This is a genomic window from Pseudomonas sp. LFS074, assembly GCF_047978165.1.
GTDB lineage: Bacteria > Pseudomonadota > Gammaproteobacteria > Pseudomonadales > Pseudomonadaceae > Aquipseudomonas > Aquipseudomonas putida_P.
In genome coordinates this window covers 2,742,587-2,765,124 of record NZ_JBFPFV010000001.1, presented here as the reverse complement: position 1 = coordinate 2,765,124, position 22,538 = coordinate 2,742,587, and the positions used below count along the sequence as shown (strand labels likewise).

The window sequence follows — 22,538 nt, the reverse complement described above, 5'->3', positions numbered from 1 at the left end:
CGGTGCTGTGACAATCCTGCCAATGAGGATTATTCTTCCAAGGTATGTCCCACCGCCCCAATATGTGAGCGCCGAATATGAAAATCGATGACATGGACGCCTTCGTGGCGGTCATCCGTTGCCAGTCGACCAACCTCGCCGCCGAGGCCCTGCAGCTGACTCAACCGGCCATCACCCGCCGCGTACAGAACTTCGAAGAAGACCTGGGCGCCACCCTGCTCGACCGCAACACCAAGCCTCTCAAACCGACCCCCATGGGGCTGCGCGTGTACGAACAGTGCAAAGCCATTTTGCGCGAGATCGACTCGCTGCGCGAGCTGGTGGCCAACGACGGAGCGCCTTCCGGGACCCTGCGGCTGGGCGTGCCGCAAACCCTGGGTGATGTGGTGCTGCTCGATGCCCTGGCGCAAATCCGCGAAACCTACCCGGACCTGCGCACCCAGGTCACCAGCGGCTGGGGCAGCAGCCTGATCGCGCGCATGGAAAATGGCGAACTCGACGCTGCCGCTGCGCTGTTCCCGCCGGGCAAGATCTTCCCCGAGGGCATCGCCAGCCAGTCGATCGCACGCATGCCACTGCGGGTAGTTGCAGCCAAAGGCAGCACCGGCAAGCGCAGCCTCAAGCTCAAGGACTGCTACACCCGTGGCTGGGTGCTCAACCCCGATGGCTGCGGCTTCCGCGCGGGGCTGCAGCGCGCCCTGAGTGAACAGGGGCTGAGCTTGTCGATCAACCTGGAGACCTTTGGTACCGAGTTGCAATTGGGGCTGGTGGCCAATGGGCAGGGGCTTGGCCTCGTGCCTGAGCCGTTGTTGCAGAACAGCCGCCATCGGGACGCGCTGGATGTGGTCAATGTAACGGACTTCAAGCCCCAGGTGGATTTGTGGCTGTTCCACCCGCGCTACCTGGGCAACCTGCAGGAGCCGGTGGAGCTGTTTGGCCGGGTGGCCGGGCAACAGTTGTGTGGGTGAGCGTAAAAACGTGGCGCAGTTCACTGCCTAGGAGACGCCTCATGTTCCCGATGGGCTGCAATGCAGCCCCATTAAATACCAGTCTTGCATAACAACTAACAACTTTAATTCAGACAACTGATAATTAGCATAGAACAAAAAAGACTTTTACAGCCTTCACCCATACGAATACGGTCTTAGAAACCCACCGTGTTCCAGGGATGAATACCCATGAGTCCCCCCCCTTCCGCCAGCGCACTAGCCGAACTCACCCAGGCCCTGGCCAGCAATGCCGAGCGCTACGACCGCAGCGGCCAGTTCCCCGTCGACAACTTCACCCTGCTGCACCGCCACGGCCTGCTGAGTTTCACCGTGCCGCGCGCCCTGGGCGGTGGCGGGGCCGACCTGGCCAGCGCACGCCTGGTGATCACCGCCGTCGGCAAAGGCTGCCCGTCCACCGCATTGATCCTGGTGATGCAGTACCTGCAGCACTTGCGCCTACAGGACGAAGATCGCTGGCCCGAGCACCTGCGCCTGCAAGTGGCACGCGACGCGGTGGCCAACGGCGCGCTGATCAACGCCTTTCGCGTCGAGCCGGAACTGGGCACACCGGCACGCGGTGGCTTGCCGGCGACCACCGCTCGGCGCACCGCCGAGGGCTGGCGGTTGTCCGGGCGCAAAATCTACTCCACCGGCAGCCATGGCCTGAGCTGGTACCTGGTGTGGGCCCGCAGCGACGACCAGGACCCCCTCGTAGGCGGCTTCCTGGTACACAAGGACACCCCTGGCATCCGTATCGTCGAAGACTGGGACCACCTGGGCATGCGTGCCACCTGCAGCCATGAAGTGCAGTTCGACGAGGTGCTGATCCCGTTGGAGCATGCCGTCAGCGTCAGCCCGGCCAGCGCACCACGCCCCGAACTCGACAGCACCGGCCTGCTGTGGATGGCAGTGTTGCTGCCTGCACTGTACGACGGTGTGGCCCAGGCCGCACGTGACTGGCTGGTGCAGTTCCTGAACCAGCGGGCGCCGTCCAACCTGGGGGCACCGCTGGCCAGCCTGGCGCGTTTCCAGGACGTGGTCGGACGCATCGACACGCTGCTGTTCGCCAACCAGAGCCTGCTGAACGCCGCCGTCAGCGGGCAGACCGAGCCGCGCCATGCCGGGCAACTCAAGCACCTGGTCAGCCGCAATGCCATCCAGGCTGTGGAGCTGGCCATCGAGGCTGCCGGTAACCCTGGCCTGTCACGGCGCAACCCGTTGGAGCGGCACTATCGCGATGTGCTGTGCAGCCGCATCCACACCCCCCAGGATGACGTAGTACTTGGCCAGGTCGGCCGTGCAGCCTTGGCGGAGGTGGCAGCATGAGCCACTCGATCATCGCCAGCCAGCTGGACGCCCAGGCTAACCAGTACCTGCGCGATCAGTTGCCTGACCACGAGGTGGTCGATATCGCACCCACCCAGTTGCAGCTGGACATCCCTGCCGACGTCTTCATCCTGCGCCCGGTCAATGTACGCGGTAACCGAGTGGATTCCCCGCCCGCCGGCTGGCCGTGGCAATTGCGCTGGGTGCAGGTGGTGTCCTCGGGCATCGACTTCTACCCCGACTGGGTGTTCCAGGGCCCGCCGGTCACCAGTGGACGCGGCGCCAATGCCGAGCAGGTGGCCGAGTTTGCCTTGGCTCTGGTGCTCGCTGCCGCCAAGCAGCTACCGGGCCTGTGGGTCAAAGACGCCGACTGGCGCCTGACCCCGCTGGCCCCGGTACGTGGCCGTACCCTGGGCATATTCGGCTTCGGCAGCATCGGCCAGAGCCTGGCGCGCAAGGCAAATGCCCTGGGCATGCAGGTACTGGCGCTGAATCGCCCAGGCCAACCCATTGCCGAGGTGCCGGGCGTACAGCGCGTCGACAACCTGCAGCAGCTGTTTGCCGGCAGCGATCACCTGGTCATCGCCGCCCCGCTCACCCCTGCCACCCGTGGCCTGATCGACCACCAGGTACTGGCCCAGGCCAAGCCCGGCCTGCACCTGATCAACATCGCCCGTGGCGGGCTGCTGAACCAGCAAGCCCTGCTCGATGCCCTGGACAGTGGCCTGATCGCCCGCGCCAGCCTGGATGTCACCGAACCGGAGCCGCTACCGACGGGGCACCCGCTGTACCAGCACCCGCGAGTATTCCTGTCGCCGCATACCTCGGCGATTTCCGAGGACGGCTACCCGGCCTTGCTCGACGCATTTCTCGACAACTTCGCCCGCTACCGCGAACAGGCACCGCTGCACAACCTGGTCGATACCCAGCGCGGCTACTGAACCGACACTTTTTGGAGAACACCATGACTGCATTGTCTGTCATCGCCCCCCAGGAAAACACCGTGCGCCAACGGGTCAGCGCCGAAGAATGGGAGGTGCGAGTAAAGCTGGCTGCGGCCTATCGCCTGGCTGCCCTGTTCCGCTGGACCGACCATATCTACACACACTTCTCGGCACGCGTGCCTGGGCCCGACGAACACTTTCTGATCAACGCCTTCGGCCTGCTGTTCGACGAGATCACCGCCTCCAACCTGGTGAAGGTCGATGTAGATGGCACGATCATCGATGATCCCCTGGGCCTGGGCATCAACCAGGCCGGCTATGTGATTCACAGCGCCATTCACCGTGCGCGGCCCGACCTCAAGGCCGTGCTGCACACCCACACGCGTGATGGCGCAGCAGTGTCGGCACAACGCGATGGCCTGCTGCCAATCTCGCAGCATGCCCTGGCCTACTACAGCCGCGTGGTGTACCACGACTACGAAGGCGTCGCCCTGGACCTGGACGAGCAGCAGCGGCTGGTGGCCAACCTGGGCGACAGCAATATCCTGATCCTGCGCAACCATGGCCTGCTGACCGGGGGAATCAGCGTCGAGCATGCCTTCCGCGAGCTGCACGGGCTGGAGCGGGCCTGCAACATCCAGGTGGCGGCGCAGGCAGGGGGCAACGACCAACTGCTGTACGCGGCGCCGGCAGCAATTGCCAAGGTGCATGAGCAGTCGAAGCGGTTTTCCGATGGGCTGGGGGAAGGGATCCAGCGGCATTGGGATGCGCTGATACGCCAGCTGGATCGGGAGGGACTGGATTACCAGAACTGACCGCGTTCTTGTGGCCTGTACCGACCTCCGCCGCGGCTGAGTTTCAAGGCCGTATCGACTCCATTTGCAGCACAACCCGCAGGTATTCCGATGAGCAAACGACAGATCCGCCTGGGCGCCATGATCCATGGCGTCGGCCACGGCTGGGGCGAATGGCGCCACCCCGATGCATTGGCCGATGCCAGTGTCAATTTCGGTTTCTACAAACATCAGGCAAAACTGGCGGAGGCGGCAACGTTCGACTTCGCCTTCATTGCCGACAGCCTGCACATCCACGCCCGCTCCAGCCCTCACTACCTCAACCGTTTCGAGCCGCTGACCATCCTCTCGGCGCTGGCTACGGTAACCGAACACATCGGCCTGGTGGCCACGGTCACGGTCAGCTACACCGAGCCCTTCCAGGTAGCACGTCAGTTCGCCTCGCTGGACCTGATCAGCGGTGGGCGCGCGGGCTGGAACGTGGTGACTTCCTGGCTTTCCGGTACTGCTGACAACTTCGGCAAGGCTGAACACCCGCCGCATGCCGTGCGCTACCGAATTGCGCGCGAGCACGTAGAGGTGGTCAAAGGGCTGTGGGACTCCTGGGAAGACGACGCCTTTACCCGCGACAAGCAAAGCGGACAGTTCTTCGACCCGGCCAAACTGCACACCCTCGGCCACCAGGGTGAGTTCTTCAAGGTCAAGGGCCCGCTGAACATCCAGCGCTCGCCCCAGGGCCAGCCACTGATCTTCCAGGCAGGCGTGTCGGAAGAGGGTCGCAACTTCGCCGCGCAAAACGCCGACGCCATCTTCGTCAACCCGGAATCGTTCGACGATGCCCACGCTTACTATCAGGACCTCAAGCAGCGTGCCGCGCGCCATGGCCGTGATCCGGATGCATTGTTCATCCTGCCCGGCATACGCCCGATCGTCGGCCGCGACGCCGAGGAGGTCGAACAGCGTTATCAGCAAGCCGTGGACCTGGTAAGCATCGAAGATGCCCTGGTTGCGCTTGGCCGGCCGTTCAACGACTACGACTTCAGCCACCATGACTTGGACGCGCCCTTCCCCGACCTCGGCACGCTGGGCAATGACAGCCACAAGGGCACCTCGGACCAACTCAAGCAGCTGGCCCGTGATGAAGGCCTGACCTTGCGCGAGCTGGCGCTGCGTTTCTCGCGTCCACGCCGGGACTTCGTCGGTACCCCGGAACAGGTTGGCGATGCCCTGCAGCACTGGTTCGAAAACGGCGCGGCCGACGGTTTCATCATCAACTCGCTGCTACCCGACGGCCTGCAGTATTTCACCGAGCAGGTGGTGCCGCTGCTGCAAGCGCGAGGCCTGGTACGCCAGACGTATGCCGGTACAACCCTGCGAGACCATTTCGGCCTCGACGTGCCGGAAAACCGCAACACACTGCGCCGCACCCAGACAGCGGTTGCCTGAGCCCATCACGACAAGGAGTTCTGTTCCATGAGCCTCGAATTCATCGGCCTCATCGGCCCGCAGGAAAGCAGCGAGTCACAGGCAGCACGCGGCCCGCTGGTCGACCTGGAGTTCATCAAAGCCTTCTCCCAGGCCCAAGAGTATGGTGGCTTTGACAAAGCGCTGCTGGCAGTCAATACCAGCGCGCCGGATTCGTTGATTCTGGCCAGCTATGTGGCCGCCCTCACCGAGCGCATCGGCCTGCTGGTAGCCCACCGCCCTGGCTTCCAGGCCCCGACCTTCGCCGCCCGCCAGTTCGCCACCCTTGACCAGCTGAGCCATGGCCGTGCCTCGATCAACGTCATTACCGGCGGCGACAGCGGCGACCTGCAGCGCGATGGCGACTTCCTGGACAAGGATGCCCGTTATGCGCGCACCGACGAATACCTGCAGGTACTGCGTGACACCTGGACTCGCCATGAACCGTTCGACCACCAGGGCACACATTACCGCGTCGAAGACAACCTGACCCTGGTCAAGCCAGTGCAGCATTTGCCGATCTATTTCTCTGGCGCCTCTGATGCGGCCGTCGAAGTGGCCGCCAAACACGCCGATGTGTACATGATGTGGGGCGAACCGCTGGAACAGGTACGCGAACGCATCGCCAAAGTGCGCAAGGCCGCCGCCCGCTACGGACGCGAAAAGCATATTCGCTTCAGCCTGTCGTTGCGGCCGATTCTGGGCGCTACCGAGGCCGAGGCCTGGGGCCGTGCCGAGCGCATTCTGGCCGACGCCCAGGCGCGGATCGGCATCCACCAGGGCAACCGCCGCGAGAAGAACTTCGGCAAGAGCAATGCCGGCTCTGAGCGTCTGGTGCAGCTGGCCAGCCAGCGCAAAGTGCATGACACCCGGCTGTGGACCGAGATTGCCGCGCTGGGTGGCGGTGCCGGTAACTCTACGTCGCTGGTGGGGACTGCAGAGCAGGTGGCAGAGGCCGCATTGGCTTACTACAAGCTTGGGGTGAGCACTTTCCTGTTCCGCGGTTTTGACCAATTGCGTGATGCGGTCGAGTACGGGCAGGACCTGATCCCGCGCATTCGCGCGCTGGTAGCCCAGCGTGAGTCTGGCCGCGATGTTCGAACTGCGTAGATTTCTGCGGTACGGCTGCAGGGATAGCGCCGTCCGGCAGGAACCCGCGCAAGCCTGAAATGGGTGGAAGGCAGATGCACCCACAGATTGACGCCAAGCCCGCCCCATGCTCTCCTTATGCCTCACGTTCAGGTGCCCCCGTAGGGGGTGAAACGGGAAACCGGTGCGTCGCAGGCCCTCCAGCAGGGCCGGACAATGCCGGTGCTGCCCCCGCAACGGTAAGCGAGTGAAGCGTCTGTACCACTGTGCCTCGTAGTACGGCATGGGAAGGTGACGTGTTCCAGGAGCCCTGCTCTTCCTCGCAAGCCCGGAGACCGGCCTGGCGTTCATGAACACCCCGCGGTGGGCGGGCGCTGTTGCATTCCCCTGGGCGACCCCGCCCGGGGCTGCCGCGCTCGCCCGTTGCTCACTAAAAAGCAGAGGAACGCGTCATGCCCGTCACCAGCGCCAAGCAGCACAGCCTTGCCACACCCGTCACCCTCAGCCAGCGCGTAGTCATCGCCGTCGGCGCCAGCCTGTTGGGCCTGTGCCTGGTGTACTTCGCCGGCTTCTCGCACATCGAGGCCGTGCACAACGCCGCCCACGACACCCGCCACAGCGCCGCCTTCCCCTGCCACTGAGTACGCCTGATGATCACGCGCATTGCCCGTACTGCGGGTTTCAGCGGGTTGCTTGCGGCCCTGTTGCTGACCTTGCTGCAAAGCTTTTGGGTCGCCCCGCTGATTCTCGAAGCGGAAACCTACGAGTCCTCGGCCCCGGCCGCCCAACACGAACATGGCGGCAATGAGGGCGCTCATGAACACAGCGCCGAAGCCTGGTCACCAGAAGACGGCTGGCAGCGCGTGCTGTCCACCACCGGTGGCAACCTGGTGGTGGCGGTGGGCTTTGCCCTGATCCTCGCCGCACTGTATGGCCTGCGCGAGCCGAAGCGCGTCAGCACTGGCGCCTTGTGGGGCCTGGCCGGTTTCGCCGTGTTCTGTCTGGCCCCAACGTTGGGGTTGCCACCGGAACTGCCCGGCACTGCTGCCGCCGACCTGGGGCAACGCCAGGCCTGGTGGATTGGCACGGCCAGCGCCACCGCCCTTGGCCTGGCCTTGCTGGTGTTCGCCCGCCACTGGCTGCTGAAGGCGCTGGGCGCCGTGCTGCTGGTTATCCCCCATGTGATCGGTGCGCCACAGCCTGAAGTCCATGAAAGCCTGGCCCCCGAAGCACTGGAGACGCAGTTCAAGATGGCCTCCTGGCTGACCAACGCTGCCTTCTGGGTGGCGTTGGGCCTGCTCAGTGCGTGGCTGTTCCGCCGCTCCAGCGAGGCCTGATGCCGGCTTTCTACGCTGGCTTCGGCTGCCGCCGGGGTTGCCCGGCGGATACCCTGCAAACCCTGCTGCACCAAGCCCTGGCTAGCCAGGGCCTGGCGCTTTCCGACCTGCGCGGCATTGCCAGCATCAACCTCAAGGCCGACGAAGCCGGCCTGCAGCAACTGGCCGCACGCCTGGCCTTGCCCTTGGTGCTGTACCATAGCGCGCAACTCCAAGCCTATGAGCCGTTGCTCAGCCACCGCTCGGCCACCGCCTATGCCCACAGCGGCTGTTGGGGCGTGGCCGAGAGTGCGGCACTGGCCCTGGCCAGCCAACAACTGGGCACGGCTAGGTTGCTGCTGCCACGCAAGGTACTAGGCCCGGCGACCCTCGCCCTGGCCGGCTGACGTTTCATACCCTATTTCTTGCAAGGACTTTCCATGACCGTCTACTTCATCGGCGCCGGCCCTGGCGACCCAGAACTGATCACGGTCAAGGGCCAACGGCTGATTCGCCAATGCCCGGTGATCATTTATGCCGGCTCACTGGTGCCCGCTGCCGTGCTCGAAGGCCATCAGGCCGAGGCCGTGATCAACAGCGCCGAACTGCATCTGGAGCAGATTATCGCGGCCATGCAAAGCGCACACGAACGGGGGCTGGATGTAGCCCGCGTACATAGCGGCGACCCCAGCTTGTACGGCGCCATCGGCGAGCAGATCCGCCACCTGCAAGCACTGGGCATCGATTACCAGATCATCCCGGGAGTGACTGCCACGGCGGCCAGCGCTGCCCTGCTCGGCTGCGAACTGACTTTGCCTCAAGTGGCGCAGACCGTGATCCTCACCCGCTATGGCGACAGCTCGCCCATGCCGCCTGGCGAGCAACTGGGCGACCTGGCGCGCCACGGCAGCACGCTGGCGATTCACCTGGGGGTCAAACACCTTTCGCGCATTGTCGATGAGCTGCTGCCGCACTACGGCGCACACTGCCCGGTAGCGGTGGTGCATCGCGCCACCTGGCCAGACCAGGACTGGGTACGCGGCAACCTCGGCGATATCGTCGAACGCGTGGCAAGCAAGGGCTTTCGGCGCACGGCGCTGATCCTGGTAGGCCACGTTCTGGGGGATACGCCATTCGCCGAATCGGCCTTGTACCGTGCCGGGCACGCCCACCTGTATCGCCCTGGCGACTGAACATTGCCAGCCTTGCCTCGGGCATAGCAGACTGCCGGTTCCCGCCTGCGAACAGGAGCCCTGCCCATGCTGGAATTACGCCCCAACTGCGAGTGCTGCGATACCGACCTGAGGGGTGACAACCCCGACGTTATGATCTGCTCTTTCGAATGCACATTCTGCCGTAGCTGTGCCGAAACCCGCTTCCAAGGCCGTTGCCCAAATTGCACCGGTCAGCTGGTGGCCCGCCCGACGCGGGTCGGCCAGGCATTGACCAACAACCCCGCTTCCACCCTGCGCGTAAACAAATCGCACGCTGCCTGCGCCTGAACCACCGCAAATAACCGACATCACTGCCTTGTCAGCAGTGATGTCTTTCTTGTTTTTTGTAGGGTTTTTCAACAGCAGGCACGGGAAATCTCAACACTTCTATACTCGGCATTACCAAACTTCGGGAATGGTCGTATCGTGCAGCGCTTCCGACAACCCCACTTGCAGACGTATTCCTGAGTGATCCAGGAAGCGGACCACATCCCTACAGGAGTTTTCCACATGACAACCGTGCTGATCGTCGACGACCACCCCATCGTCCGGCTGTCGCTGCGCCTACTGCTCGAACGCGAGCGCTTCCATGTAGTCGGCGAAGTTGGCGATGGCAGTGAAGTGGCGCAGGAGGCTCGCAGGCTGCGCCCGGACGTGGTCATTCTCGATATCGGCCTGCCTGGCCTGGACGGCATGGAAGTCATCAAGCGCCTGCAGTGTCTGGAGCCGGCGCCGAAGATCATGGTGCTGACTGGCCAGGCCACCGACCTGTATGTGCGCCGCTGCCTGGATGCCGGGATCGGCGCCTTCGTCACCAAGGAAGAGGACCACGAAGCGCTGCTGTTTGCCCTCAAGGCCCTGGTCAAGGGCTATTCAACCTTTCCACAGATGTCGGTCAACAGCAATTCGCTGGAAAGCGAGCCAGTACGCCTGGCCAGCCTCTCCAACCGCGAAATGGAAGTATTGCGGCGCCTGGCGCGCGGTGAAAACAACAAGAATATCGGCACCTGCATGAACCTCAGCGCCAAGACCATCAGCACGTATCGGGGCCGAATCATGGAAAAGCTCAAGACTGAATCACTGGTTGAAATGGTCGACCTGGCCAAGCGTAACAGCGTCCTTTGAGCACCCGACTACCATGAAGCAGCTGCTGGCGAGCGCCCTTTTGGCCATCGGCCTGGCCAACGCTAGTGCGCTGCTGGCCAGCAGCGAACCCCGCCAACTGCTGGCCCGCTCGGTCAGCGCCGCCGCCCCGCTAACGCTGTCCGCCGACGACCGCCACTGGCTACAACAACGTCAACGCCTGGTACTGGGCACTTCGCGCCCCGACTACCCGCCGTTTGAAATCAATGTCAGCCAACAAGACTATGAGGGCCTGAGCGCCGACTACGCCGGCATCATCGGCGAACAGCTTGGCATAGCCATCGAAGTACGTCGCTTCGACAGCCGCCACGAGGCAATCACCGCCTTGCGTGATGGCCGCATCGACCTGCTCGGCAGCTCCAACGGCTTCGAGGCGGCAGATGCTCAGCTCAGCCTCAGTACCCCCTACGCTGACGACCTGCCGGTGATCGTCACCCGAGAAGGGCGCAGCTTGAAAAGCACGCCCGACCTCGCCGGCATGCGCCTGGCCATGGTTGATCACTACTTGCCAGCCAGCAGCGTACGCAGCCTCTACCCCAAGGCACAGTTGAGCCTGTACCGTTCCACGCTGGCCGGGCTTGCGGCGGTCGAGCTGGGTGAGGCAGACGCCTACCTGGGCGATGCCCTCAGCACCGATTTCAGTATCGGGAAAAGCTTTCAGGGCGCGTTGAAAGTCGACCATTTTTCCCATGTACCCCCCGAGGTCTTCGCCTTCGCCGTGGCCAACGACCACTCGCGCTTGCTGCAACTGGTCGACAAGGCGCTGGCGCGCATCAGCGAAAGCGAGCGCCTGAACATTCTGCGCCCCTGGAGCAGCGGCAACACCAGCCTGCTACTGCAGCGTCACCTGAGCGCCCTCAGTGCCGAAGAACAAGCCTGGATCGCCGAGCACCCCACCGTTAACGTGTTGATCAATACTTCGCTGGCGCCACTGACTTTCAACGACGCCCAGCATCACCCCAGCGGCATTACTCTCGACCTGCTCAAGCAGATCGGGTTGCGTACAGGGCTGCACTTCAACCCCATCGAAAGCACGTCGGCCTACGCCATGGTTGAACGCCTGAAGCGAGGCGATGCACTGATGATCGGTGCCCTCGGCTATGGCGCGGAGCGCGTGAAGCAACTGCGCTTTACCCGCCCCTACCTGGTCAGCCCACGGGTGCTGGTCACCCGCAGCGACCAGGCATCGCCTGTACAGGCCATGGCCTCGAACGGCCAGCGCATTGCCCTGGTGCGCGGCTCACCGCAGCGGGCCATGTTGCAGCAACGCTACCCGCAGGCCAGCCTGATCGAAGTGGACAACCCGCTCGGCCTGATGGAGGCGGTGGTCAATGGCAACGCCGACGCGGCACTGAGCAACCAAATCAATGCGGCCTACTACATCAGCCACGTGTTCAAGGGCCGCTTGCGCATCGCCAGCGTGCTCGACGACCAACCGGCCATTGCCGCATTCGCCGTCGCCGCCGACCAGCCCCAGCTTCAAGCCATCCTCGACAAGGCACTGCTGAGCATTCCGCCCGAAGAGCTTGACCAACTGATCAACCGCTGGCGCACCAGCACCCTGGTCAGTGACAGCCCATGGCGCGACTACCGCACCCTGGCCTTGCAGGTGCTGGTGTTGTCGGCCCTGCTGCTGGCCGGGGTGGTGTTCTGGAACAGCTACCTGCGCAAACTGATCAACCAGCGTACCGATGCTCAGCACGCGCTGCAGGCACAGCTGGCGCTGAGCCGCGGGCTGCTTGAACAGCTGCGCCAGGCCAAGGATGACGCCGAACAGGCCAGCCAGACCAAAAGCACCTTCCTGGCCACCATGAGCCATGAAATCCGTACCCCGATGAATGCCGTGATCGGTCTGCTGGAAATGGCGTTGGTGGACAGCCGCGGCGGCCGGTGTGACACCCAGACCTTGCAAACCGCACACGATTCGGCCATTGGCCTGCTCGAGCTGATTGGCGATGTCCTCGACATTTCCCGTATCGAATCCGGGCATATCAGCCTGCAGCCAGTGCCCACCGACCTCGTGGAGCTGGTGCGCTCCACGCTGCGGGTGTTCGAAGGCAATGCACGGGCCAAAAGCCTGCATCTGCACGGCGAAATGCCCGCAGAACCGGTCTGGGTGCTGGCTGATCCGCTGCGGCTCAAGCAGATTCTGTCCAACCTTATCAGCAACGCCATCAAGTTCACCAACCGTGGTGAAGTGCAGGCGAGCCTGCTGTTGCCCAACGTTGCCGACCACGGCATGCTGGCCATCACACTGAATGTGCGCGACACAGGCATCGGCATCAGCCCCGCCGACCAGGCCCGGCTGTTCAATGCCTTCGTTCAGGCCGAGGGCCCAAGAACCCGCCAGGGTGCAGGCCTGGGGTTGGTCATCAGCCGTACCCTGGTCGAATTGATGGGCGGCGCCTTGACCCTGCAGAGCGTCGAGGGCGTCGGTACCCGGGTCCAAGTCAACCTGCAACTGCCCACCTGCACTGCACCGACACAGGCCGAACGGGACCTGCCGGCACAAGAGAGCAGCAGTGGCCCGCTGAATATTCTGGTGGTCGACGACTACCCTGCCAACTTGTTGTTGCTGGAGCGACAACTGAATACCTTGGGCCATCGCGTGACCTTGGCGGAGAATGGCGAAATCGCCCTGGCACACTGGCAGGCCGCGCGCTTCGACCTGGTGATTACCGATTGCAGCATGCCGGTCATGGACGGCCACGAACTCACCCGGCGCATTCGCGCCCTGGAGGGTGAACGCGACCTGCCTGCAAGCCGGATTATTGGCGTGACCGCCAACGCCCAGGCCGAGGAGCGTGCCCGCTGCCTGGCCAGCGGCATGGACGAATGCCTGTTCAAACCGATTGGCCTGCGTGCACTCAAGAACCATCTCCCACAAGTCCACCCTCAACAGCAGTCGCCGACACCACGCCACACCGGGTTCGACCTGGCCGAATTGCGCCACCTGACCCAGGGCGACGAACAGTTGACGCGGCATTTGCTCGAACAACTGTCGATCAGCGTGGGAGAAGACCTGGCCGCCTTGAGCGCACTGGCTGACGACGCACCTGATGAGGCTGTGCACACCCTGGCCCATCGCATCAAGGGCGGCGCCAAGATGATCAGGGTGCGCACCGTAGTCAACGACTGCGAAGCCATCGAACGCGCCCACGCACAGGGCTTACCGACTGTCGAACAGCGCGCGCAACTGCAAACCAGCCTGCAGGCATTGCTTGACGAGATGCGCGATGCGCTCAATGCAATTGCAGCGTCGAGCTGATCTGGCTGATGGCATCCACGACGTGCCGCGAGCCTTGCTGAATTTCCATGATTACCGTACCGGCCTCATTGGCCAATGCCACGCCGTGACCGGTGCGGTTCAGGCTCGACTGCATGCTGGCCACGGCCAATAGCGACAGGTCGTGGTTCTGCCGAACCACATCGACAATTTCCAGGGTGGCCTTGCTGGTTCGCGCGGCCAGGCTTCGCACCTCGTCCGCCACCACGGCAAAGCCGCGCCCGTGCTCGCCGGCACGGGCTGCCTCGATCGCTGCATTAAGGGCCAACAGGTTGGTCTGATCGGCAATGCCGCGAATGGTCAGCACGATCTGCCCGATCACATCCGACTGCTTGCTCACCGCATCGATGCTGCGCGCGGCGTCGTTCAGTTCCTGGGAAATCTGCTCGATCACCTGCACCGTCTGCTGCACCACTTCGGTACCCTTGCGCGCGCAGGCGTCGGTCTGCACCGAACTGGCATGGGCAGCGTCTGCAGCGCTTTGCTGGGTGCAGACCTGGTGGGTGATGTCGCTGGCGAACTTGACCACTTTGTACAGGCGGCCCTTGCTGTCGAAGATCGGGTTGTAGGACGCTTCGAGGTACACGGTCTGGCCTTGCTTGTTGACGCGCTCGAAGCGGTGCGAGTGGTACTCGCCACGGTTCAGCGAAGCCCAGAACCCACGGTACTCGGCCGACTCACGTTCATGCGCCAGGCAGAACAGCCCATGGTGGCGGCCAACCACTTCGTCGAGGCGGTAGCCCATGGTGTCGAGGAAGTTCTGGTTGGCCTTGATCACCCGGCCTTGCGGGGTGAACTCGATCACTGCCATGGAACGGCTGATGGCCTTGAGCAGGCTTTCGCTTTCGTGCTCCAGCACCACCCGCTGGCTGATGTCGGATGCCACCTTGATCACGCTGGTGACTTGGCGCTGCTCATCCAGTACCGGCATGTAGCTGGCTTCCAGCCAGACCTCGCGGCCGGCCTTGTCGATGCGCTCAAAAGTACCGCTGATGGCTTTGCCCTGCCCGAGTTCGCGCCACAGTTGCTGGTACTCGGCGCTTTTGGCGTAGTCCGGCTCACAGAACAGCCGGTGGTGCTTGCCCCGCAGTTCATCGACGCTGTAGCCCATGGCCTGACAGAAACGCTCGTTGGCATCAAGGATGGTGCCATCGGGGGCGAACTCGATCATCGCCATCGACCGGCTGATTGCCGCCAGTTTGGCTTGTGCATTGGCCAATGCCTGTTGGCTGCGCTGGATTTCTACCAAATCAGATTTGCGATGGAAATCGAACATGACGCCGGGCTCCTTTTTGCGCGGTGTCCTGAGCATAGATCGCCGTTAGCGCCGTGCAAGCACAGTGCTATCACTTTGTGATTACTACATTCTCATGACTTGGCAGTTGATTCAGAGGCTGGCGGGTTCCCGTCGGAGCCGCCTTGCCAGCTCTTGAATCAGGAGCTTTCCCGCACCATCAGCTCGAAGCCCAGGTCCTGCTGTGCATGCGTCACCCGCTTGCCATCGAGCAACGCCAACAGCGCCTGCGCCGCGCCCCGACCAACGGCAGCCCGTGGTGTGCGAATCGAGGTCAGCCGCGGCACCATGTGCGCCGAAGCTGGCAGGTCGTTGAACCCCACCATCGCCACCTGGCGTGGCACCTCCACCCCTTGGCGCAAGGCCTGTAGCACCGCGCCCTGGGCCAAGTCGTCATTACAGAAGAAGATACCGTCGACATCCGGCGCCTGTTGCATCAGCTGACTGAACAGCGCGCTGCCCAAGGCAATCGATGAAGGCTCCGGCGCCAACACTTCCAGCTCGGCGGCCTGCAGGCCGGCTTCGGCCAACGCTTGGCGGAAGCCCTCGGCACGCTGCATCACCCGAGGGTCGAGCTGCGCAGCAATGAATCCCAGGCGCTTGCACCCACGCTCGATCAAGTGCCGGGCCGCAGCGCGCCCGGCCTGCTGCTGCGAGAAACCGACCGACAACGCGCCTGGCTCACCGTTAAGCTCCATCATGTGCACGCACGGCACGCCGCTGGCAGCCAGCATCTGCCGTGCGGCATCGCTACGCTCGAAACCGGTCAGCAGCATGCCGCAGGGCTGGTACGCCAAGTAATTGCGGATCAGGTTCTCTTCTTCGGCAAGGTCGTAGTGATAGTTGCCGATCAGCACCTCGAGCCCACGCGGGCGCATGACCTCGTGGATGGCCTCCAGGGTGTCGATGAACAGCTGGTTTGACAGTGACGGGATCAACACCACCACCGACTGGCTGCGCGCCGAGGCCAGCGCCCGGGCCGCCGGGTTGGCCACATAGCCGAGGTTCGCTGCTGCGGCGACGACCTTTTCCACCAGTTCTGGCGCAACCGTGCTGACCCCGCGCAACGCGCGCGAAGCGGTAATCGGGGAAACCCCGGAAAGCCTGGCAACTTCAGCCAGGGTGGGACGACCTGTAGTGCGGGAGCCGATGCGGGACATGGATGTTGTAATTTTACTACTTGCAAGGATAGGGAACGGCCACTAAGGTAGCGCTGTCTCAGGACGCAGGCAATGTAATCTTTGGTAGCAGCCACCACGCGTGTGCCGCCAGGCGTCCATACTGCGTAAGGACAAGACCAATAACACCGGGGAGGTGGCTGCTCGTCAACAGCGAGACAGCGCTATCTCACCCCGCAGGAGGTACTGATGAATTCTCCCCTGTCCGCCATTGTGGTGATGGGCGTGGCCGGTTGCGGCAAGAGCTGCATCGGCGCCGCCATCGCTGCCAGAAGCGGCGGCCGCCTGATAGAAGGCGACGCTTTCCACCCTGCCGAAAACATCCGCAAGATGAGCGCTGGCATCCCGCTGGACGACAGCGATCGTGCCGGATGGCTGGTGCGCCTTGGCGAAGAGCTGCAAACCACCACCCAGGCGGGTGAGCGCCCGATCCTGACGTGCTCGGCACTCAAGCGCCGCTACCGCGACACCCTGCGCGATGCCATGCCTGGGCTGGTGTTCGTGTTCCTCGAACTGACGCCTGCCGAGGCCGAAAAACGCGTGCTGGCCCGCCCCGGGCACTTCATGCCGGCCAGCCTCATCGACAGCCAGTTCGCTACCCTGGAGTCGCCACGCGGCGAGCCACTGACGCTGGCACTGGACGCCACCCAACCCATCGAAGCATTGGCCGAAGCGGTGGACCGCTGGCTAAAGCGCTGCGGTGAGCCGGGCCTGGCGCAGACCGCCTGACCCTGGCGGTTTTTCCGTCTCACCCAAGACAGCGCTACCCTGCCCCGTGAATGCGGGAAAAGATCCAAAAAGCTACGCCCAAAACAACGATAAGACCGAGGCCTTCACACCATGTTCGGACTGGCTACTGATACCTTCCTGCTGCTCGACGCGCTGGTTACCATCGTCGGGCTGATCCTGCTGATCACCCACTTCAAGGTCCACCCCTTCGTCGCCCTCACCCTCGCGGCTGGCTTCCTTGGCTTGACCTCCGGCATGCCCGTGGCCAAGGTCATGAAATCGTTCCAGGACGGCTTTGGCGGCGTGCTCGGCTTTGTCGGTATCGTGCTCGCCCTGGGCACCATGCTCGGCAAGCTGATGGCCGACTCCGGGGGCGCCGACCAGATCGCGCAAACCCTCATCCGCGCCTTCGGCAAGAAGAACGTGCACTGGGCGATGATGTTCGCCGCGTTCCTGGTGGGCATCCCGCTGTTCTTCGAAATCGGCTTCGTGCTGCTGATCCCACTGGTGTTCATCGTCGCCAGGCGCTCCGGGGTGTCGCTGGTGAAAATCGGCATTCCGCTACTGGCCGGCCTGTCGGTTGTGCACGGCCTGGTGCCGCCGCACCCAGGCCCATTGCTGGCGATCGGCATTTTCCACGCCGATATCGGCAAAACCATCTTCTATGGCCTGATCGTTGCGTTGCCCACCGCGATCATCGCCGGTCCGCTGTTCGGTAACTTCATTTCCCGCTACATACCGGGTAGCCCGTCGCAGGAGCTGATGGACCAGATCGCCAAGGAGTCCGACCAGGGCAACCTGCCAAGCTTCAGCATCACCCTGATCACCGTACTGCTGCCGGTGGCGCTGATGTTGCTGAAAACCTTTGCCGACGTGGTGCTACCCGCCGAGCACATCGTGCGCCAGTGGATGGACCTGATCGGCCACCCGATCACCGCCCTGCTCGCCGCCCTGCTGCTGGCCTTCTATACCTTCGGCTCAGCCCGCGGTTTCAACCGCCAGCAGATCATGAAAATGCTCGACCAGAGCCTGGCACCGACCGCCGCCATCGTACTGATCGTAGGCGCTGGCGGTGGGTTCAAGCAGATGCTGGTGGACACCGGCGTGGGCAATGTAATCGGGCAAATGGCCGTGCAGGCAGAAATTTCACCGATCATGCTGGCTTGGCTGGTAGCCGCGGTGATCCGCATCGCCACAGGCTCCGCTACCGTCGCCACCATCACCGGTGCAGGTATCGTCGCACCGGTGATCGACCTGGTACCTGGGGTGAACCGTGAGCTGTTGGTACTGGCTACCGGTGCTGGCTCGCTGATTTTGTCGCATGTGAACGACGCCGGCTTCTGGCTGGTGAAGCAATACTTCAACATGACCGTGGCAGAAACCTTCAAGACCTGGAGCATGATGGAGACGATCCTGTCCATCGTCGGCATCATCTTCATCATGTTGCTGTCGCTGGTGGTGTAACCGTTGATCGGGGCCATGGCACTAGGATGCTTTGGGTAGGGCCGAAGGAAAACATGAGACCCACCCGAAGCAAAGGAGCCTGCCATGCCCCGTTCAAGCATCCTGCTGATTGCCCTGCTCGCCTCGCCATTGGCCCTGGCCGCCGGCACTGGCCCGACTTACCCCGACGACCCGCACAACCCGGCGCCACGGCCGGGCGTGGACAGCACCCTCAACCCGATCGAGAAACCCATGCCACGGGATACCGACCCGCGCATTCAGGGTAACGACCCGCAAAGCCCGCCGGCGAAGCAGAACGACAACCGCGACCTCCCGGGTATGGATGGGAGTGGTTCGGAGGGGACCGGTCATCAGGGCAATAGCGGCACGAGCACAGGTAACCCCTGATGACGCGGGCCGGTTGAAATCTGGGCCTTGCGCGGCCCTTTCGCCGCACAAGGCCGCTCTCACCAGTGCCTCGCATGGCCATGATTACCACTGACGCTTGTCAGGCCGGGTCAATCCCAGTTTCTCGATCCGGTAACGCAGCATGTCCCGCGACAGCCCAAGCATTCGTGCTGACTTGGTCACATTCCAGTCAGTGCGGTCCAGGGTCTTGCACACCAGGTCACGTTCCATGTCCGGCAGGCTGGTACCGGGCTCCGGCTCGTGTCGCGGCATTTCGAACATCACCGGCGCTGGCTGCTGCACCAATGGCTCGTCAATCAACGTCATGCACAGGTTCAGCTGATGCGCCTGCACCACCTCGTTCGGCGCCAGCAACACGGTCTGCTCCAGCATGTTGCGCAATTCGCGCACATTACCGGGCCAGCTGTAACCAAGCATCAAGCTTTCTGCTTCGGCAGAAAAACGCAGGTTCGGCTTGCCATACCGCCGGCCATGGTGGGCCAGAAAATGCCTTGCCAGTAACAGAATGTCCTGCCCACGGGCATACAGGCGCGGCACCTTCAGGGCGATGATACGCAGACGGAAGAACAGGTCGCGGCGAAACTTGCCCTGCTGCACCATCTGCTCCAGGTTGCAGTTGGTAGCGCTGATCACCCGCAGGTCGACCTTGCGCTCCTTCACTGCACCAATCCGTCGGATGCTTCGATCTTCCAGCAACTTGAGCAGCTTGGCCTGCAGCACCAGGTCCATCTCGCCGATCTCGTCAAGGAACAAGGTGCCGCCATCGGCAGCCTCTACCAGGCCCACCCGGCGCTCCTTGGCATCGGTGAACGCGCCCTTCTCGTGGCCGAACAGTTCAGCCTCCAGCAGGTTGGCAGGGATCGAGGCGCAATTGAACTCGATGAACGGCCCTTTGCTGCGCGAGCCGTCAAAATGCAGGGCACGGGCCACCAGCTCCTTGCCGGTGCCGGTCTCGCCTTCGACCAGCACTGGTGGCAGGTCGTCGCTGGCCATGCGCCGTTCGGCATCTACGGCGCCTGGATCAGCCCCATGCCGATCGCCTTGACGACCGCCTGCACCTTGTTGGCCGCGCCGAGCTTGGCGAGGATGTTGTTGATGTGGAACGTGACGGTGCGCTCGGAGATGTTGAGCTGTTCGCCGATCTCGCTGGCGGTGCGGCCTTCGCTGGTCCAGCTCAGCACCTCGCGTTCGCGCTTGGTGAGCGAGATGCTCGCGGCCGGCGACAGCTTCGGCACGAGGAACCGGCCCATCAGCGAATGCGAGAGATTGGCGAGCCAGTTGGCCTGCAGCGTCAGGCTGTTGATCTCGGCCGGCGTGAGGCGGTCCGAGCGCCGCGCGATGGTCAACAGTCCGAACACGCCGCGCGCGGCCCAGCTCGACTGCGCGACGCCGACCGACATGCCGAAGTCGCGCGCGTCGCGCCAGAGCGACGGTTGCTCCGCCGCATCGGCGTCGGGCCAGATGATCATGTTCGGGCTCGCCGCCCCGTCGCGCACGGTCGGATCGATCTCGATGTAGTTGCGCGCCTGATAGTGCGCCATCCAGCCCGGCGGATAGGTGTCGAAGATCTCGACCAAGGGCTGCGATCCCGGCTGCGGCACGCGGATTCCATAGCAGCAGTACTCGAAGCCGAGACGCTTCGAGTATGCGGAAACCTGGTGAAAGAGCTGCTGCTCGTTTTCCGCCGTATTGAACTGGTGGTAGGCATCCTGCCAGCGTAGTTCCATCGAGCACCTGGCGCAGGGTGTGCTTGAGCGTGAGCATCACCGGCGACTCGCCAATCAGCGCCTGCAGCCCGGACTTCTGCGCCTCGCGTTCCTGGTAGAACGACAGCGTGCGCTCCATGCGCTCGGCGGCCAGGGCCTTGTCCAGGGTCAGCTTGAGCTCGGCCAGTACCACAGGCTTGGTCAGGTAATGGAACGCGCCCTCCTTCATCGCCTGCACGGCATCTTCGACATTGCCGTAGCCGGTCATCATGATCACTTTCAAGTCCGCCACCTGTGCCACCAGGGTACGCAGCAGGTCATGCCCGCTCATGCCCGGCAGCGAGTTGTCGGTCAGCACCGCATCGGGCTGGGCCCGCTTGATCTGCTCCAGCGCCAGCTCCGCGCTGTGGCAAACGGTAACCTCGTAGCCCTTGAGGCTGAGGTAGGTGCGAATGTTGTCGGCGAGGATTTCATCATCCTCGACTACCAGGATGCTGTGCTCCATGGTCCCCTCCCGCTGCGATATTGAATGTAAGGCTGACGCGGGTTCCTTCCTCTTCGCGGCTGCTCAGGCTGACCGAGCCGCCAAAACGTTCCATGATGCGCTTGACCAGGGCCAGGCCTACACCGAGGCCACCCTGCTTGGTGGTGAAGAACGGCTTGAACACCATCCGTTCCTGTTGTTGGCTCATGCCCTTGCCAGTGTCGGTGAGCACGAACTCGGCACGCTGGCCCTCCTGCACATTGACCTGCGCAGTCAGCATGCCACCCGCTGGCATGGCCTCCAGGGCATTGGAGAACAGGCTATTGAGAATCTGCGTGAGCTGTAGCGGCTGGCTGGCCACCCACTGCGCGTCAGGCCCTTCGAAATGGAACCGCACACCATTGCGCTCGATCTGCTGGACGAATGCCAGATGGGTATCCTCGATGGCCGCTACGAGGTCCACAGCCTCGGCCTCGTCGCTGACCGGGCGCAACGACACCAGCAGGTCACGCACCCAGCGCGACATGCGGTCCACCTGGCTGATGATGTCGGTGATGTTCTTCTGCGCTGCGGGGTTGGCGATTTCCTGGGCCAGCTCGGCGCTGGAACGGATATTGGCCAGCGGGTTGCGCAAGCTGTGGGCCACCGCCGAGGACATCTCGCCCAACGCCACGTAGGTTTCGCTGGCCACCAGCCGGTCTTGCTGCAGGTGCAGCATCTGCGCCGCTCGGCGCACGATCCAGAACAGCCCGAAATAGATCAGCGCCCCGCCCACCAGGGTCGAGGCCCAGATCAGCACATAGCCGCGCTGGATGCGCCGAATCAGGTCCTGCGGCTCCTTGTAGATTTCCACCATGGCCAGCACCTGCTCGCCCTGGCTGTCGAACAGCGGGATGTAGTTCTCGATAAACAGGTAGCGCGGTTCACGCTGAAACTTCTGCTCTTCGCGATCATCCTCGGCCTTGTGGTAGCTGGCCGACACGGCCTTGCGTGAGCGGAATGCACGGTCGAGGTCGCCATCGGCTTCTATCCGCTTGCCGATCAGCTCGACATTGGTGGACCAGACAATGGTGCGGTCGCGGGCATAGACATTGGCCAGCAAGGTGTCCGGTAGGTGCTCGACATGGTCAAGGAACTCGACCCGGGTCGCTTCGGCCAGCGCCGGGGTGAATTGCAGGTGCTGCAAGTCCAGGCGCGGGTCCAGCAACTCGCCCATGGTAGTACCCGGCGGTAGTTGCGAATGGCGCACCTCGGCTTGTGCCATGGCCTGAATGAACTGCGCGGTCAGCATGGCATCGCGTTGCACGCTGTCGCGCACCACGAAGCGCGTCGAAACGTAGCCCAGCCCACCCGCCACCGAGGCAATGATGAGCAGGCTGATGACCGAAAACCAGCGCAGCAGGTTGAATTCACGCAAAGGAACGGCCAGACCGCTGGCGGTCGCATTGGCCTTGTCGGGCGCTTCGTTTTCCAGCATCTGCATCGCGTGGTTCCCGCGCAGGGCGTCCGTTCAGAATTGCATCAAGGCCAATGACCGTAGTCACCGATTTGCAATCCACCTGGGCAGCCGCAGCTGCCATTTGTCGCGTGTTGCGCTCCACAGATCACGTAGCAAAAACTTGGCCAGCGAAATAAGAAATAATCTTTTACTTATCTTTCAATAATTTACGTTAGCTTTATGAACCAAAATGGAGAAAGCTCTCCCCACAT

19 protein-coding genes, 4 pseudogenes and 1 riboswitch are annotated in these 22,538 nt (G+C 63.2%); of the genes and pseudogenes, 16 read left to right on the top strand and 7 right to left on the bottom strand.

The window, feature by feature from the left end; genetic code table 11:
- Positions 1 to 77 precede the first annotated feature (77 nt).
- From ACNQP3_RS12675 to ACNQP3_RS12615, 13 genes are all read left to right on the top strand, one after another.
- Positions 78 to 968, top strand: a complete 891-nt coding sequence (locus ACNQP3_RS12675; RefSeq protein ID WP_012272179.1) for a LysR family transcriptional regulator — start codon at positions 78 to 80, stop codon at positions 966 to 968.
- A 210-nt stretch (positions 969 to 1,178) separates the two neighbouring features.
- Positions 1,179 to 2,315 carry an acyl-CoA dehydrogenase family protein gene (locus tag ACNQP3_RS12670; RefSeq protein WP_264317107.1) on the top strand — a complete coding sequence of 379 codons (1,137 nt, stop codon included), beginning with the start codon at positions 1,179 to 1,181 and terminating at the stop codon, positions 2,313 to 2,315.
- The gene (locus ACNQP3_RS12665; protein WP_264317106.1) at positions 2,312 to 3,256 is read left to right on the top strand and encodes a D-isomer specific 2-hydroxyacid dehydrogenase family protein; all 945 of its coding nucleotides are present in this window, start codon (positions 2,312 to 2,314) and stop codon (positions 3,254 to 3,256) included. Before ACNQP3_RS12670 ends, ACNQP3_RS12665 begins: the two co-directional genes overlap by 4 nt.
- A 23-nt stretch (positions 3,257 to 3,279) precedes the next feature.
- A complete protein-coding gene (locus ACNQP3_RS12660; protein WP_012272176.1) occupies positions 3,280 to 4,074 on the top strand; it encodes a class II aldolase/adducin family protein in 795 nt (264 codons plus the stop codon).
- Positions 4,075 to 4,164: 90 nt separating this feature from the next.
- Positions 4,165 to 5,499, top strand: a complete 1,335-nt coding sequence (locus ACNQP3_RS12655) for an LLM class flavin-dependent oxidoreductase (RefSeq protein ID WP_264317105.1) — start codon at positions 4,165 to 4,167, stop codon at positions 5,497 to 5,499.
- Between the two features lie 27 nt (positions 5,500 to 5,526).
- Positions 5,527 to 6,627, top strand: coding sequence for an LLM class flavin-dependent oxidoreductase (locus ACNQP3_RS12650; RefSeq protein ID WP_264317104.1), 1,101 nt, complete (start codon positions 5,527 to 5,529; stop codon positions 6,625 to 6,627).
- Between the two features lie 113 nt (positions 6,628 to 6,740).
- Positions 6,741 to 6,965, top strand: a riboswitch (cobalamin riboswitch).
- Between the two features lie 93 nt (positions 6,966 to 7,058).
- Complete coding sequence (locus ACNQP3_RS12645; protein WP_012272173.1) at positions 7,059 to 7,247, top strand: CbtB domain-containing protein; 189 nt, start codon at positions 7,059 to 7,061, stop codon at positions 7,245 to 7,247.
- Positions 7,248 to 7,256: 9 nt separating this feature from the next.
- Positions 7,257 to 7,943 carry a CbtA family protein gene (locus ACNQP3_RS12640; RefSeq protein WP_012272172.1) on the top strand — a complete coding sequence of 229 codons (687 nt, stop codon included), beginning with the start codon at positions 7,257 to 7,259 and terminating at the stop codon, positions 7,941 to 7,943.
- A complete protein-coding gene (locus ACNQP3_RS12635) occupies positions 7,943 to 8,329 on the top strand; it encodes a cobalamin biosynthesis protein (protein WP_060494094.1) in 387 nt (128 codons plus the stop codon). Before ACNQP3_RS12640 ends, ACNQP3_RS12635 begins: the two co-directional genes overlap by 1 nt.
- Before the next feature lie 33 nt (positions 8,330 to 8,362).
- Entirely contained in the window at positions 8,363 to 9,115 is a 753-nt protein-coding gene (gene cobM / locus ACNQP3_RS12630; RefSeq protein WP_012272170.1) for a precorrin-4 C(11)-methyltransferase, read from the top strand.
- A gap of 66 nt (positions 9,116 to 9,181) precedes the next feature.
- Complete coding sequence (locus ACNQP3_RS12625) at positions 9,182 to 9,424, top strand: DUF1272 domain-containing protein (protein ID WP_012272169.1); 243 nt, start codon at positions 9,182 to 9,184, stop codon at positions 9,422 to 9,424.
- A 222-nt stretch (positions 9,425 to 9,646) separates the two neighbouring features.
- Positions 9,647 to 10,261, top strand: a complete 615-nt coding sequence (locus ACNQP3_RS12620; protein ID WP_012272168.1) for a response regulator transcription factor — start codon at positions 9,647 to 9,649, stop codon at positions 10,259 to 10,261.
- Between the two features lie 13 nt (positions 10,262 to 10,274).
- Positions 10,275 to 13,547, top strand: coding sequence for a transporter substrate-binding domain-containing protein (locus tag ACNQP3_RS12615; RefSeq protein WP_264317103.1), 3,273 nt, complete (start codon positions 10,275 to 10,277; stop codon positions 13,545 to 13,547).
- Here the strand turns inward: ACNQP3_RS12615 and ACNQP3_RS12610 are convergent.
- From ACNQP3_RS12610 to ACNQP3_RS12600, 3 genes and pseudogenes are all read right to left on the bottom strand, one after another.
- Positions 13,522 to 13,953 (bottom strand): annotated as a pseudogene (locus tag ACNQP3_RS12610) (methyl-accepting chemotaxis protein); the annotation flags it as partial. The gene ACNQP3_RS12615 and the pseudogene ACNQP3_RS12610 overlap by 26 nt on opposite strands.
- A 105-nt stretch (positions 13,954 to 14,058) precedes the next feature.
- Positions 14,059 to 14,841, bottom strand: a pseudogene (locus ACNQP3_RS12605) (PAS domain-containing protein); the annotation flags it as partial.
- Between the two features lie 158 nt (positions 14,842 to 14,999).
- Positions 15,000 to 16,019: a LacI family DNA-binding transcriptional regulator gene (locus ACNQP3_RS12600; protein WP_012272165.1), complete on the bottom strand. Its 1,020-nt coding sequence runs from the start codon at positions 16,017 to 16,019 to the stop codon at positions 15,000 to 15,002.
- Positions 16,020 to 16,226: 207 nt separating this feature from the next.
- Here ACNQP3_RS12600 and ACNQP3_RS12595 point away from each other — a divergent pair, with 207 nt between their 5' ends.
- The 3 genes from ACNQP3_RS12595 to ACNQP3_RS12585 all read left to right on the top strand — a co-directional run bounded on the left by ACNQP3_RS12595 (position 16,227) and on the right by ACNQP3_RS12585 (position 18,617).
- Entirely contained in the window at positions 16,227 to 16,766 is a 540-nt protein-coding gene (locus tag ACNQP3_RS12595) for a gluconokinase (RefSeq protein WP_264317102.1), read from the top strand.
- A gap of 111 nt (positions 16,767 to 16,877) precedes the next feature.
- Positions 16,878 to 18,230, top strand: coding sequence for a GntP family permease (locus tag ACNQP3_RS12590; protein ID WP_264317101.1), 1,353 nt, complete (start codon positions 16,878 to 16,880; stop codon positions 18,228 to 18,230).
- Between the two features lie 84 nt (positions 18,231 to 18,314).
- Positions 18,315 to 18,617 (top strand): hypothetical protein, encoded by a 303-nt coding sequence (locus tag ACNQP3_RS12585; RefSeq protein ID WP_012272163.1) that lies wholly within the window; start codon positions 18,315 to 18,317, stop codon positions 18,615 to 18,617.
- An 84-nt stretch (positions 18,618 to 18,701) separates the two neighbouring features.
- On the opposite strand, the pseudogene ACNQP3_RS12580 reads toward ACNQP3_RS12585, so the two are convergent.
- The 4 genes and pseudogenes from ACNQP3_RS12580 to ACNQP3_RS12565 form a co-directional block, all read right to left on the bottom strand.
- Positions 18,702 to 19,649: pseudogene (locus ACNQP3_RS12580) on the bottom strand (sigma-54 interaction domain-containing protein); the annotation flags it as partial.
- Positions 19,646 to 20,365: an autoinducer binding domain-containing protein gene (locus tag ACNQP3_RS12575; protein WP_015877499.1), complete on the bottom strand. Its 720-nt coding sequence runs from the start codon at positions 20,363 to 20,365 to the stop codon at positions 19,646 to 19,648. The pseudogene ACNQP3_RS12580 and the gene ACNQP3_RS12575, both read right to left, overlap by 4 nt.
- Positions 20,316 to 20,849 (bottom strand): annotated as a pseudogene (locus ACNQP3_RS12570) (sigma-54-dependent transcriptional regulator); the annotation flags it as partial. The gene ACNQP3_RS12575 and the pseudogene ACNQP3_RS12570, both read right to left, overlap by 50 nt.
- The gene (locus tag ACNQP3_RS12565; protein WP_012272161.1) at positions 20,818 to 22,311 is read right to left on the bottom strand and encodes a sensor histidine kinase; all 1,494 of its coding nucleotides are present in this window, start codon (positions 22,309 to 22,311) and stop codon (positions 20,818 to 20,820) included. The gene ACNQP3_RS12565 and the pseudogene ACNQP3_RS12570, both read right to left, overlap by 32 nt.
- Positions 22,312 to 22,538: the final 227 nt, after the last annotated feature.